This window comes from Mycobacterium sp. E2462, assembly GCF_001672685.1.
Classification (GTDB): Bacteria; Actinomycetota; Actinomycetes; order Mycobacteriales; family Mycobacteriaceae; genus Mycobacterium.
Genome location: NZ_LZKC01000298.1, coordinates 1 through 12,117 on the forward strand (window position 1 = coordinate 1; position 12,117 = coordinate 12,117).

Annotated in this window: 14 protein-coding genes; 7 read left to right on the top strand and 7 right to left on the bottom strand. The window is 69.6% G+C overall.

All coding sequences use genetic code 11. The features are described 5' to 3' along the window. On the bottom strand, nucleotides 1-878 hold an 878-nt coding region (locus A5714_RS14950), incomplete at its 3' end, for an MFS transporter (RefSeq protein WP_231973873.1). A 97-nt stretch (nucleotides 879-975) separates the two neighbouring features. Beyond that, nucleotides 976-1,470, bottom strand: a complete 495-nt coding sequence (gene bfr, locus A5714_RS14955; protein WP_068072461.1) for a bacterioferritin — start codon at nucleotides 1,468-1,470, stop codon at nucleotides 976-978. Between the two features lie 331 nt (nucleotides 1,471-1,801). On the opposite strand from bfr, the gene A5714_RS14960 reads away from it, so the two are divergent. Then, complete coding sequence (locus A5714_RS14960; RefSeq protein ID WP_068072528.1) at nucleotides 1,802-1,987, top strand: bacterioferritin-associated ferredoxin; 186 nt, start codon at nucleotides 1,802-1,804, stop codon at nucleotides 1,985-1,987. 16 nt (nucleotides 1,988-2,003) lie between these two features. On the opposite strand, the gene A5714_RS14965 is transcribed toward A5714_RS14960, so the two are convergent. The 4 genes from A5714_RS14965 to A5714_RS14980 are packed head-to-tail and all read right to left on the bottom strand — an operon-like array spanning nucleotide 2,004 to nucleotide 4,898. Then, a complete protein-coding gene (locus A5714_RS14965; protein WP_068072464.1) occupies nucleotides 2,004-2,756 on the bottom strand; it encodes an enoyl-CoA hydratase/isomerase family protein in 753 nt (250 codons plus the stop codon). A 20-nt stretch (nucleotides 2,757-2,776) separates the two neighbouring features. Next, on the bottom strand, nucleotides 2,777-3,220 hold the full coding sequence (locus A5714_RS14970; protein ID WP_068072466.1) for a TIGR03618 family F420-dependent PPOX class oxidoreductase: 444 nt from the start codon (nucleotides 3,218-3,220) through the stop codon (nucleotides 2,777-2,779). Between the two features lie 12 nt (nucleotides 3,221-3,232). Next, the gene (locus A5714_RS14975; protein ID WP_068204551.1) at nucleotides 3,233-3,934 is read right to left on the bottom strand and encodes an EthD domain-containing protein; all 702 of its coding nucleotides are present in this window, start codon (nucleotides 3,932-3,934) and stop codon (nucleotides 3,233-3,235) included. Nucleotides 3,935-3,962: 28 nt separating this feature from the next. After that, nucleotides 3,963-4,898, bottom strand: a complete 936-nt coding sequence (locus A5714_RS14980; RefSeq protein ID WP_068072471.1) for a hydrogen peroxide-inducible genes activator — start codon at nucleotides 4,896-4,898, stop codon at nucleotides 3,963-3,965. Nucleotides 4,899-4,999: 101 nt separating this feature from the next. Between A5714_RS14980 and A5714_RS14985 the strand changes: the two genes are divergently transcribed. The 3 genes from A5714_RS14985 to A5714_RS14995 all read left to right on the top strand — a co-directional run bounded on the left by A5714_RS14985 (nucleotide 5,000) and on the right by A5714_RS14995 (nucleotide 7,561). Further along, entirely contained in the window at nucleotides 5,000-5,587 is a 588-nt protein-coding gene (locus tag A5714_RS14985; protein WP_068072474.1) for a peroxiredoxin, read from the top strand. A 95-nt stretch (nucleotides 5,588-5,682) separates the two neighbouring features. Further along, the gene (locus A5714_RS14990; protein WP_068286246.1) at nucleotides 5,683-6,219 is read left to right on the top strand and encodes an alkyl hydroperoxide reductase; all 537 of its coding nucleotides are present in this window, start codon (nucleotides 5,683-5,685) and stop codon (nucleotides 6,217-6,219) included. Between the two features lie 10 nt (nucleotides 6,220-6,229). Then, on the top strand, nucleotides 6,230-7,561 hold the full coding sequence (locus A5714_RS14995) for an alpha-amylase family glycosyl hydrolase (protein ID WP_068286249.1): 1,332 nt from the start codon (nucleotides 6,230-6,232) through the stop codon (nucleotides 7,559-7,561). Here A5714_RS14995 and A5714_RS15000 read toward each other — a convergent pair. Further along, the gene (locus tag A5714_RS15000) at nucleotides 7,558-7,995 is read right to left on the bottom strand and encodes a DUF1810 domain-containing protein (protein ID WP_068286252.1); all 438 of its coding nucleotides are present in this window, start codon (nucleotides 7,993-7,995) and stop codon (nucleotides 7,558-7,560) included. The two genes, A5714_RS14995 and A5714_RS15000, sit on opposite strands and share 4 nt — an antisense overlap. A gap of 18 nt (nucleotides 7,996-8,013) precedes the next feature. Here A5714_RS15000 and A5714_RS15005 point away from each other — a divergent pair, with 18 nt between their 5' ends. The 3 genes from A5714_RS15005 (at nucleotide 8,014) to A5714_RS15015 (ending at nucleotide 12,104) form a co-directional block, all read left to right on the top strand. Next, the gene (locus A5714_RS15005; RefSeq protein ID WP_068286255.1) at nucleotides 8,014-9,246 is read left to right on the top strand and encodes an alpha-hydroxy acid oxidase; all 1,233 of its coding nucleotides are present in this window, start codon (nucleotides 8,014-8,016) and stop codon (nucleotides 9,244-9,246) included. Between the two features lie 137 nt (nucleotides 9,247-9,383). Further along, nucleotides 9,384-11,705, top strand: a complete 2,322-nt coding sequence (lon, locus tag A5714_RS15010) for an endopeptidase La (protein WP_068286258.1) — start codon at nucleotides 9,384-9,386, stop codon at nucleotides 11,703-11,705. A 72-nt stretch (nucleotides 11,706-11,777) separates the two neighbouring features. Next, entirely contained in the window at nucleotides 11,778-12,104 is a 327-nt protein-coding gene (locus tag A5714_RS15015; RefSeq protein ID WP_068286262.1) for a TfoX/Sxy family protein, read from the top strand. Nucleotides 12,105-12,117: the final 13 nt, after the last annotated feature.

The window sequence follows — 12,117 nt, forward strand, 5'->3', positions numbered from 1 at the left end:
AAGGAGAGCACGCAGCACACCGTGAACACCGGGCTGGCGAACAACCGGATCGGCAGGATCGGCTCGGCGGCGCGGCGCTCCACGACGACGAACACGCCCAGCGCCACGGCGGCCCCGACGAACAACCCGACGATGGTCGGCGATCCCCACGCGTACAGGGTGCCGCCCCAGCTGGTGGCCAGCGTCAGCCCCGCCGCGCCCAGGCCGATGAACGCGATGCCCGCGTAATCGACGGCAGGTTTGGAGGCGGCGGTCAGCGCCGGAATCGCCGCGGCCGCAACGAAAATGACGATCACCGAGATGGGCACGTTGACCCAGAACGCCCACCGCCAGGTCAGGTAGTCGGTGAAGTAACCGCCCAGCAGCGGACCGATGACCGTCGTGACGCCGAAGACGGCGCCCAGGATGCCTTGGTAGCGGCCGCGTTCCCGCAACGGGACGACCTCGCCGATCAGCGCGCTGGCGGTGACAGTGATGCCGCCGCCGCCGATCCCCTGCAAGGCGCGGGCCGCGACCAGCATGGCCATCGATTGCGCCAGGCCGCACAGGATCGAGCCGACGACGAAGAAGACGATGGCGACCTGGAACACCCGCTTGCGACCGAAGACATCACCGAGCTTGCCGACCAAGGCGGTGACGATCGTCGAGGCGAGCAGGTAGCTGGTGACCACCCACGACTGGTGACCCGCGTCCCCGAGATTGGCGACGATCGTCGGCAACGCCGTCGCCACGATCGTCTGGTCCAACGCGGCCAGCAGCATGCCGAGCACGATCGCGACGAAAATCAGGTTGCGTCGTTGTGGGCTGATCAGCGCCGCGCTGCCCGCCTGGTCGGCGAGAGCGGGTCCGCTCGGCGCCGCCGTGTCAGGGGTCGTCATGGGTGCCTCTCGTTTGCCGTTCGCCGCTGATAATGCCCAGGGTCAGTCGACGGCAATCGCAGGCGCGCCGGGTGCGCCCGTGCGGGGCGCGCCGCGGTTAGCCCCCGGACCCGCCGCCCGGCGGCCGCGAAACGCACTGCGCCGAGTAGAGCTCCTCGCCGAGCTTGTCCATCAGTTGCAGCTGCGTCTCCAGGTAGTCCACGTGCAGCTCCTCGTCGGCCACGATCCGCTCGAAGAGGTTGGCGGTGGTGCTGTCCTGCTTTTCCCGGCAGAAGACGATCGCGGGCTTGAGGCGTTCCAGCACCTCGTACTCGATGGCCAGGTCGGCCTCGAACTGCTCGCGCAGCGTCTGGCCGATGCGCAGCGAAAACAGGCGCTGATAGTTGGGCAGCCCGTCGAGCAGCAAGATGCGGTCGGTGATCGCCTCGGCGTGCCGCATCTCGTCGAACGATTCGGCCCGGGTGTGCTCGGCCAGTTCCGTGAAGCCCCAATTGTCCTGCATCTTCGAATGCAGGAAGTATTGGTTGATCGCGGTGAGCTCGCTGGTCAACTGTTCGTTGAGCAGGCGCAAAACCTCCGGATCCCCTTGCATGAATCACTCCTCCGGTGTGGACGGGCTGTCGCGGCGGGCCATGGCGGGCGGATGCGCACCCCCTGGGCTGTAGCAGCACTTTGCCACGCGCACAGCGAATCTTCCAGCAAGGTTTGGCTGCGCTCACCGCGTCGCGGCGTGGACCGCGCCCAGGCATTCTTAGGTTAGACTGCGCTTATCGACTTAGGTTAGACTCATCTAATATGCGGCGATATGCGGCGGCGAGTTCGAGGGGACTTCTGATGATCCGGGAGCACCACTTCGGCACCGGCCCGCGGTCGCGTGCGGGAGCGTTCGACGAAGGGATTGCCTGCGTGCGGGGGTGGCGCTGATGTACGTGTGCCTGTGTGTGGGAGCCACCAATCAGACGGTGTGCGACGTCGTCGCCCGCGGCGCCTCCACGTCCAAGGAGGTGGCCGCCGCGTGCGGTGCCGGCGCCGACTGCGGGCGCTGCCGGCGCACGCTGCGGGCCATCATCGCCGCCGCAGCAAACATGGAGACGGCGCCCGCGGTGTAGCGGTTTGCGGTTCGGCCTAGCGCGCTCTGTTGAATTCGGCGAGCGCCGCGGCGTTGGCCTGGGCGCCCATCAACTCGGCGAAGTGAGCGTTCTCCCGGGCGCTGGCCGCCGCGATCTGCGGGCGCAGCGGTTCGGTCATGGTGTGCTTCACCGCCATCAGGCTGGCAATGGGGCGTGCGGCCAGGACCTCCGCGTGCCGGCGCGCCTCGGTCAGCAGTTCGTCGGGTTCGCAGACGCGCCAGACCAGACCCATGCGGAGCGCCTCGTCGGCGTCGACCCATTCCGACGACATCAGCAGCCAGGCGGCGTTCTGCCGGCCGACCAGCTGGGGCAGCAGGTACGACGACGCCGCCTCCGGCGCCACGCCCAGGCTGGTGAACGGGCACTTCAACCGGGCCGTCGACGACATGAACGCCAGGTCGGCGTAGCCGAGAATGGTGGCACCGATCCCGATTCCGACGCCGTTGACCGCGCAGATCAGCGGTTTGGGGAACGCGCTCAGCGCGTCGATCAGGCCGACGAAACCGTGCTTGCCCGGCGTGAAATCCGGGTCGGTGATGCGCGCCTGCATCTCGGTGAGGTCGGTGCCGGCGCTGAATCCGCGGCCCGCGCCGGTGAGCAGCACGACCGCCACCTCCGGATCGTCGGCGGCGGCCAACAGCGCCTCGGCCGTGGCGTCGTAGAGCGCCTCGTTGAAGGCGTTCAGCGCCTCCGGCCGATTCAGCGTGAGAGTGCGTACCCGCTTATCGTCGTTGATCTGCAGCGTCACGGCTTGAGAGCCTATCGGCCTCAACCGTTGCTGTAGACCCGGGTCGGGTCGATCAGCACGACGGCGCGCCTCTCGTCGGCCATCACCCGGTCGTAGGTGTCCCAGTCGTCGTGGGTGCCCCCCGCGGCGGTGAACACCTCGCGCAGCAGCAGCCGCAGCCGGTCGGGGTCGGCGAGCCACGGCCGCGGGTCGTCGGGGCCGACCAGTTCGGCGCGGCCCTCGACGGTGGCCCAGCGCCATCCGTCGCGGAAGGTGACCGCTAGCTGCGGGCGCGCCCGCAGGTTGGCGAGCTTGACCTTGCCGTAGGTGGTGAAGCCGAGCACCCGTTGGCCCCCGTCGGGGTGCGTCAACAGGCCGACGTTGACCAGCGACGCCTGCACCGTCGAGTCGGCGCGGACCGTCGAGATCACCGCCAGCCCGCTGTCCGCCGCCGCCAGCCCGACGGCCTCGTCCAGCGTTGTCATACGACCACCACCTCAGTCCTTGAACGGCGAGCGGAGCACGTACCGGCTGGTGGGCACGGTGTCGATGTTCTCGTTGGCGCCGAATGCTGTTGTACTGGCGACCATCCGGCTCAGGCGGTCGTGCAGATCGGCGTCGTCGGCGGCGCCGAAGAACGCCCTGAGGTCGGTGACGGCCTCCGCCGGGAACAACTCCTCGACGATGGCGGCGATTCCCGGCGCGTCGGGAGTCAGGGCTCGCACCACCCAGTTCTGGGTGTAACCGAACGTCGACTGCGTCTCGATGGCCACCGGCGTGTGGTCGCCTTGCCAGCGCGCCAGCCACGTCTCCCGGTCCAGGCCGGCGGGCCGGCGCAGCAGCGCGACGTTGGCCAATCCCGGTGTCGCGGTCCCCGGCTCGACGGCGGGCGCCTCGAGCGGCACCGACTCGGTCACCAGGTAGGCGGCGAGCCGTTCGCACTCGCCGGCGAGCAGCCCGAGCGCCGCTCGCAGCTGGTCGCCGTAGCACTGCTGCGTCCACATGCTGACCACCGCGGCGGCCGGCGGGTCCAGCGTGGTCAGGGTCATCAGCGAGTTCCGCACCGGGGCGTCGCGGACATTGATCGCCAGTCCCGGCAGTCCCAGTTGCAGCAGCGCGTCGGCGACGGGGCCCCGCTGCCGGGCGCACCAGTCGTCGTCCGGCTCGGCGCGCATCAGCACCGCGATCACCTTCTCCATGCGCCGAACCTACCGCCGCGGGCGCGGCCTATTTCACCAGCCGGACCTGGTGTTGACTGCCGACCAGTTCACCGATCGTCGCGGCGAGCCGGCGGTAGGACTCGTCGCGGCCGCTGGAGGACCGGTACACCAGCCCGATCCGCCGACCCGGCCGGGGGGCCGCGAACTGCGCCAGGCCGAGCCGGCTGCGAGAGGCCTCGACCGGCACGGCGGTCTGCGGGATCAGAGTCACGCCGAGCCCCCCGGTCACGCACTGCACCGCGGTCGCCAGCGACGCCGCCCGGGTGTTGGCCAGGTCGGGGCGCACCCCCGCGATGTGGCATACCTCGAGCGCCTGGTCGCGCAGGCAGTGCCCCTCGTCCAGCAGCAACAGCGGCAACTCGGCGAGCGCCGTGGTGGGCACCCGACGCTTGCCGGACAGCGGGTGTGCGGGCGGCAACGCCAGCACGAAATCCTCGTCGTAGATGGGGATTGCGGTGACACCGCCGACGTCCGCGGGCAGGGCGATCAGCGCCGCGTCCAGCGCCCCCTCCCGCAGCACCGTGAGCAGGCGTTCGGTCTGGTCCTCGATGACGCGCAGGTTCAGCCCGGGCAACTCCTCGGCGAGCCCCGCCAGCACCGTCGGCAGCACATACGGCGCGACCGTCGGGATGAGCCCCAGGCGCATCCCGCTGCGCAACGGGTCGGCGGAGCCGGCGGCCGCGGCCGTGAACGCGTCTGCCGCGTCGACGACGGCCTGCGCGCGCGGCAGCAGCTGCGCGCCCTCCGCCGTCAAGAGGACACGCCGGGTCGACCGCTCGACCAGCCGGGTGCCCAGGCCGCCCTCCAGGGCGGCCAGCGCCTGCGACAAGGTGGACTGGCTGAGGCCGAGAGCCGTTGCGGCACTGCTGAATTGACGCTTCTCCGCCACTGCGACGAACGCCCGCAGGCCGGCGATCGTGGGCTGATAACTCTTATCGGGCATGCCTATAAGTGTAGTGGGAAATATCACCTTTACTTCAACAAGGGTAGACGGCACCATGGGCGTAGACCACCAAACTTGACTTGATCCAATTAAGGAGCGATATGCCTTTGTTGACCATCGGCGACCAGTTCCCCGCCTACGAACTCACCGCGCTCATCGCGGGTGATCTGTCCAAGGTCGACGCCAAGCAGCCCGAGGACTACTTCACGACGGTCAGCAGCGACGACTACGAGGGCAAGTGGCGCGTGGTGTTCTTCTGGCCCAAGGACTTCACCTTCGTGTGCCCCACCGAGATCGCGGCGTTCGGCAAGCTGAACGACGAGTTTGCCGACCGCGACGCGCAGGTGCTCGGGGTGTCCATCGACAGCGAGTTCGTCCACTTCAACTGGCGCGCCCAGCACGAGGACCTGAAGAACCTGCCGTTCCCCATGCTGTCGGACATCAAGCGGGAGCTGAGCCTGGCCACCGGCGTCCTCAACGCCGGCGGCGTGGCCGACCGGGCCACCTTCATCGTCGACCCCAACAACGAGATCCAGTTCGTCTCCGTGACGGCCGGTTCCGTGGGCCGCAACGTCGAAGAGGTGCTGCGAGTCCTCGACGCGCTGCAATCCGACGAGCTGTGCGCCTGCAACTGGCGCAAGGGCGACCCGACGCTGAACGCCGGCGAGTTGCTCAAGGCTTCCGCCTGAGCGGCGCCCGCGCGTGATCCGTGGTCCGGGCCTGATTAAAGGCCCGGACTTCGGTCATTCCCCCTAAGGTCGAGAGGTCGGACGAGGAGACCAGGATGAGCATAGACAACCTCAAAGAAGCGCTGCCCGAGTACGCCAAGGACCTCAAGCTGAACCTCGGCTCGATCAGCCGCACCACCGAGCTCAACGAGGAGCAGCTCTGGGGCACTCTGTTGGCCTGCGCCGCGGCCACACGAAACCCGCAGGTGCTCAGCGAGATTGGCACCGAGGCGGCCGACACGCTGTCCGCCGAGGCCTACCACGCCGCCCTGGGCGCGGCGTCGATCATGGCGATGAACAACGTGTTCTACCGCGGCCGCGGGTTCCTCGACGGCAAGTACGACGACCTGCGCGCGGGGCTGCGGATGAACATCATCGCCAACCCCGGCGTGGCGAAGGCGAACTTCGAGCTGTGGTGTTTCGCGGTGTCGTCGATCAACGGGTGCCCCGACTGCGTCGCCGCCCACGAGCACACGCTGCGCGAGGCGGGCGTCAGCCGCGAATCCATCCAGGAAGCGTTGAAGGCCGCGGCCATCGTCTCCGGGGTTGCCCAGGCGATCGCCGCGGCCCAGACGCTGGCGGGCGTCGGCTGATCGCCGCGCCGTGACGGGGCTGTCCTGGGTCGACCACGCCATCTGGTGGCACGTCTATCCCCTGGGCTTCGTGGGCGCCTATCCCACGGCGGCGTCGAATGAGCCGCCGCGGCCCGAGGAACACCGGCTGCGGCGGCTCGTCGACTGGCTGGACCACGCCGTCGCGTTGGGCGCCTCCGGCCTGGCGCTGGGCCCGATCTTCGCCTCGCGCACGCACGGATACGACACCACCGATCACTACCGCATTGACCCGCGGCTCGGTGATGACGCGGACTTCGACCACCTGATCGCCGAGGCGCACCGGCGCGGGCTGCGGGTGCTGCTCGACGGGGTGTTCAACCACGTCGGCCAGGACTTCGCCCGCTATCGCGCCGCCGCGGACGTCGCCGCGGCCGATCACGCCGCGGCCGCGCGCTGGTTTCGCGGGCGCCCCGGCCGATTCCACACCTTCGAGGGTCACGACGGCCTGATCACCCTCAACCACGACAACCCCGAAGTCCTCGACTACACCGTGAACGTACTCAGCCACTGGCTGGACCGCGGCGCCGACGGATGGCGCCTCGACGCCGCTTACGCCGTACCACCACGGTTTTGGGCCGCCGCGCTGCCGCGGGCGCGGGAGCGCCACCCCGACGCCTGGTTCGTCGGGGAGTTGATCCACGGCGACTACGCCGCCGCGGTCGAGGCGGCCAGGTTCGACTCGGCAACCCAGTACGAATTGTGGAAGGCGATCTGGAGCGGTCTGAACGACGGCAATTTCTTCGAGCTCGATTGGGCCCTGCAGCGGCACAACGACTTTCTTCGCCGGTTCGCCCCGCTCACCTTCGTCGGCAACCACGACGTCACCCGCATCGCGAGCCAGCTCGACGACTCCCGCCACCTGGCGCACGCGCTGGTGTTGCTACTCACCGTTGGCGGCGTCCCCAGCATCTACGCCGGCGATGAGTTCGGATTCCGCGCCGTCAAGGAGGAACGGTTCGGTGGCGACGACGCTGTGCGCCCCGAATTCGGCTCTCCCCCACAGCCTTTGGACGCGTTCGGCGCCGAGGTGTGGAGTCTGCACCAATTTCTGATCGGGTTGCGCCGCCGCCACCCGTGGTTGCACCGGGCATCGACCACCGCGGCGCGCCTGGAAAACCGCCATTACGTCTACGCCGCGCGCAGCGGCGACGACGCCCTGTTGGTCGCCCTCAACATCGACGACAAGCCGCTGCGGGTCGCGGTGTCGGACTGGGGCGTGGGGCGCGCTGAGGTCCTCGGCGGGTCAGCCGCGCCGCCGCCGGAGGTCGTCGACGCGGTGACGGTGGAACCGCACGGCTGGCGGATCCTGAGCCCGCGCTAGGCACCGCCGAGGCGGGCCACCGTGACGGGATCCTCCTCGCCGCCGTAGTAGCGGTCGAGCACGGCGACGAACGCGTCGTTGTCGTCGGTGGCGCGGGCGAACAGCGTCATCGACGACCGCAGTTTCACGTCGTCGGGCGAACCGAAGATCTCGCCCGCCGTGCGTCCCCGCACCCGGTTCACCAGATCCGTGCATTCGCGCAGCCGCGGCCCCAGCAGGTCGTGGCGCAGGTAGGCGCCGGCTTCCTCCAGCGAGGCGATGCCATAGCGCACCGCCATCGCGCTGCCGCCCAGGCCGCGCAGCTGTGGGAACACAAACCACATCCAGTGACTGCGTTTTCGGCCATTACGCAGTTCGTCGACGACGTCGTCGTACACGGGTTCCTGCGCCTCGACGAAACGGGCGAGGTCGAAGGGGTCGCCGACGGGATCCATATGACTACGGTGGCACATATGGCGGTCAATCGACGAGTGCCCAGCTTCCACGATCTCGCTCCGCTGATGCAGTTCAAGCGGCCACAGTTCAGCGCGACCAAGCGGCGGCTCGCCAACGCCTTCAGCATCGAGGACTTGCGCCGCATCGCCAAGCGGCGCACGCCCAGGGCGGCGTTCGACTACACGGACGGGGCCGCCGAAGACGAGCTGTCCATCGAGCGTGCCCGACAAGCGTTCCGCGACATCGAATTTCACCCCACGATCCTGCGTGACGTGAGCAGCGTGAGCACCGGCTGGGAGGTGCTCGGGCGGTCCGTCGAGCTGCCCTTCGGGATCGCGCCCACCGGCTTCACCCGGCTGATGCACACCGAGGGCGAGATCGCCGGGGCGCGGGCGGCCGCCGCGGCGGGAATCCCGTTTTCGCTGTCTACTTTGGGCACCTGCGCCATCGAGGACCTGGTGAGCGCTGTTCCCCAGGGCCGCAAGTGGTTTCAGCTGTACATGTGGCGCGACCGGGAGCGCTCGATGGCGCTGGTGCGACGCGCCGCCGACGCGGGTTTCGACACGCTGCTGGCCACGGTCGACGTGCCGGTCTCCGGCGCCCGGTTGCGCGACAACCGCAACGGCATGACCATCCCGCCGACGCTGACGCTGCGCACCGTCTTAGATGCGGTGCCCCACCCGAAGTGGTGGTTCGACCTGCTGACCACCGAGCCGCTGGCGTTCGCGTCGCTGGACCGGTGGCCGGGCACCGTCGCGGAATACCTGAGCACGATGTTCGACCCCAGCCTGACCTTCGACGACCTGGAGTGGATCAAGGCGCAGTGGCCCGGCAAGCTGGTGGTCAAGGGCATCCAGACGCTCGAGGACGCCCGCGCCGTCGTCGAGCGCGGCGTCGACGGCCTCGTGTTGTCCAATCACGGTGGGCGCCAGCTGGATCGGGCCCCGGTGCCGTTCCACCTGCTGCCCGCGGTGGCGCGCGAATTCGGCGCGGACACCGAGATCTTGGTCGACACCGGCATCATGTCGGGCGCCGACATCGTGGCGGCGATCGCGCTCGGGGCGCGCTGCACCCTGGTCGGGCGGGCCTACCTGTACGGGCTGATGGCCGGCGGCGAGGCCGGCGTGACCCGCGCGATCGACATCCTGGCCGAGGGGCTGACCCGCACGATGCGGCTGCTGGGCGTCACCTGCCTCGAGGAGCTCTCGCCCCGGCACGTGACGCAGCTGCGCCGCCTGGGGCCGGGCTAGCCGATCGAGCGTGAAGCCAGTTTCACGTTCGTCGTCGAGCGTGAAGTTAGCTTCACGTTCGACGAACCGACCCGGCCGCGGGAACAAACCGGCCACCTCCTGGGTTAAGCGCATCAGACTCAACTTTTGGAGGATTGATGGCTGAAGCCAAGTCGGTGCCGGTGCTGTTTGTCACCGACACCATCGTGTTGCCGGGCATGGTCGTGCCGATCGCGCTGGACGACGCCGCTCGGGCGGCGATCGACGCCGCGCAGGCGAGCGACTCCGGGCAGCTGCTCATCGCCCCGCGCCTCGATGACCGCTACCCCACCCACGGGGTGATCGCGAAGATTCTGCAGGTCGGACGCGTGGCCGGCGGCGGCACCGCCGCCGTGGTACGTGGCGAGCGCCGGGCGCAGATCGGGGCCGGCGCGTCCGGGCCCGGCGCCGCGCTGTGGGTCGAGGTGACCGAGGTGCCCGACGCCGCGACCACCGACGAGATCAAGACGCTGGTGGCCGAGTACAAGAAGCTGCTGCTCGCGATGCTGCAACGGCGCGAGGCGTGGGAGATCATCGACTACGTCAACCGGCTGACCGATCCGTCGGCGCTGGCCGACACCTCCGGGTACGCGTCCTACCTCAGCAACGAGCAGAAGCGGCAGTTGCTGGAGACCGTCGACGTGACCGAGCGGCTGCGGGTGCTGATCGAGTGGACCGCTGACCACCTCGCCGAGGTGGAGGTCAACGACAAGATCGCCGAGGACGTCCGCGAGGGCATGGAGAAGACCCAGAAGGAGTTCCTGCTGCGCCAGCAGCTGGCGGCGATCCGCAAGGAACTCGGGGAAGGCGAACCGGACGGGTCCGAGGACTACCGGACCCGCGTCGAGGCCGCCGACCTGCCCGAGAAGGTGCGGGAGGCCGCGCTGCGTGAGGTCGGCAAGCTGGAACGGTCCAGCGACCAAAGCCCGGAGAGCGGCTGGATCCGCACCTGGCTGGACACCGTGCTGGACCTGCCGTGGAACGTCAAAAGCGAAGACTCGACCGACCTGGTGGCCGCGCGGGCGGTGCTGGACGCCGACCACCACGGGCTGGACGACGTCAAGGACCGCATCGTCGAGTACCTGGCCGTGCGCGCCCGCCGGGCGCAGCGCGGGCTGCAGGTCGTCGGCGGTCGCGGCTCCGGCGCGGTGATGGTGCTGGCCGGCCCTCCCGGCGTCGGCAAGACCTCGCTGGGTGAGAGCGTCGCGCGGGCGCTGGGCCGCTCCTTCGTGCGCGTCGCGCTGGGCGGCGTGCGCGACGAGGCGGAGATCCGTGGCCACCGGCGCACCTACGTCGGTGCGTTGCCGGGCCGGATCGTCCGCGCGATCGGCGAGGCGAAATCGATGAACCCCGTCGTGCTGCTGGACGAGATCGACAAGGTGGGCTCCGACTACCGCGGCGACCCGAGCGCGGCGCTGCTCGAGGTGCTGGACCCGGCGCAGAACCACACGTTCCGCGACCACTACCTGGACCTGGACCTGGATCTGTCCGACGTGGTGTTCCTGGCCACCGCCAACGTGATCGAGAACATCCCGTCGGCGCTGTTGGACCGCATGGAACTGGTGACCATCGACGGCTACACCGAGGACGACAAGGTTGCCATCGCCCGCGAGTACCTGCTGCCGCGGCAGCGGGAGCGGGCGGCGCTGACCGAGGACGAAGTGACCCTCACCGACGCCGCGCTGCGCAAGATCGCCGCCGACTACACCCGGGAGCCGGGCGTGCGGCAGTTCGAGCGGCTGCTGGCCAAGGCGCTGCGCAAGGCGACCACCAAGCTGGCGGCCGATCCGGCCCCGCTGACGATCGACGAGCCCGACCTGGTCGGCTACCTCGGCCGGCCGCGGTTCACGCCGGAGTCGGCCGAACGCACGGCGGTGCCGGGCGTGGCGACGGGCCTGGCGGTGACCGGCCTGGGCGGTGACGTCCTCTACATCGAGGCCGGTGCCACCGACGGCGACGCCGGGTTGCAGCTGACCGGTCAGCTGGGCGATGTCATGAAGGAATCGGCGCAGATCGCCCTGTCCTACGTCCGCTCGCACGCCGAGCAGCTGGGCATTGACACGAGGGCGCTGGACCGGCGCATCCACGTGCACGTGCCCGCGGGCGCGGTGCCCAAGGACGGGCCGTCGGCCGGTGTGACGATGGTGACGGCCCTGGTGTCGATGGCGACCGGGCGGCAGGTCCGCTCCGACGTCGGCATGACCGGCGAGGTCACGCTGAACGGGCGGGTGCTCCCGATCGGCGGGGTGAAGCAGAAGCTGCTGGCCGCGCAACGCGCCGGCCTGTCAACGGTGTTCATCCCGGCGCGCAACGAGCCGGATCTGGACGACGTGCCCGCCGAGGTGCTCGAGGCCCTGACGGTCAAACCGATGACCGACGTTGCCGAGATCGTCGCCCAGGCGCTGGAACCGGCCACCCAAGGTGCGGTCGCCGCCGCCTGATTACCTGTGACAGCGACGTCACATCAGCGCCGAGCGTGACACCGTCGTCACGCTCGGCGTTACCTTTGGCGGATGGCCTACGACGAAGACCTGGCCAACGGGATCCGGGAATGCCTCGCCCGCGAGGGCGGGGTCGTGGAGAAACGGATGTTCGGCGGCTTGGCGTTCCTCGTCAACGGCAACATGGCGGTGGCCGCGAGCGGCCGGGGCGGGTTGCTGGTCCGGGTGGGCGACACCGACACACTGCTGCGGCGTCCGCACGTGACCCCGATGGTGATGGCGGGCCGCGAGATGCGCGGCTGGCTCCATGTCGACGCCGCCGCCCTGCGCACCCACCGCCAACTGCAGGGCTGGGTGCGCCGCGGCACCGACTACGCGCGGGGCCTGCCGCCCAAGTGAGCGCGCGGTTCGC

Coding starts and splice junctions, on each gene's coding strand:
- bfr (WP_068072461.1), bottom strand. CDS start 1,470: ATGCAAGGGGATCCGGAGGTTTTGCGCCTGCTCAACGAACAGTTGACC.
- A5714_RS14960 (WP_068072528.1), top strand. CDS start 1,802: ATGTACGTGTGCCTGTGTGTGGGAGCCACCAATCAGACGGTGTGCGAC.
- A5714_RS14970 (WP_068072466.1), bottom strand. CDS start 3,220: ATGACAACGCTGGACGAGGCCGTCGGGCTGGCGGCGGCGGACAGCGGG.
- A5714_RS14975 (WP_068204551.1), bottom strand. CDS start 3,934: ATGGAGAAGGTGATCGCGGTGCTGATGCGCGCCGAGCCGGACGACGAC.
- A5714_RS14980 (WP_068072471.1), bottom strand. CDS start 4,898: ATGCCCGATAAGAGTTATCAGCCCACGATCGCCGGCCTGCGGGCGTTC.
- A5714_RS14985 (WP_068072474.1), top strand. CDS start 5,000: ATGCCTTTGTTGACCATCGGCGACCAGTTCCCCGCCTACGAACTCACC.
- A5714_RS14990 (WP_068286246.1), top strand. CDS start 5,683: ATGAGCATAGACAACCTCAAAGAAGCGCTGCCCGAGTACGCCAAGGAC.
- A5714_RS15000 (WP_068286252.1), bottom strand. CDS start 7,995: ATGGATCCCGTCGGCGACCCCTTCGACCTCGCCCGTTTCGTCGAGGCG.
- A5714_RS15005 (WP_068286255.1), top strand. CDS start 8,014: ATGGCGGTCAATCGACGAGTGCCCAGCTTCCACGATCTCGCTCCGCTG.
- lon (WP_068286258.1), top strand. CDS start 9,384: ATGGCTGAAGCCAAGTCGGTGCCGGTGCTGTTTGTCACCGACACCATC.
- A5714_RS15015 (WP_068286262.1), top strand. CDS start 11,778: ATGGCCTACGACGAAGACCTGGCCAACGGGATCCGGGAATGCCTCGCC.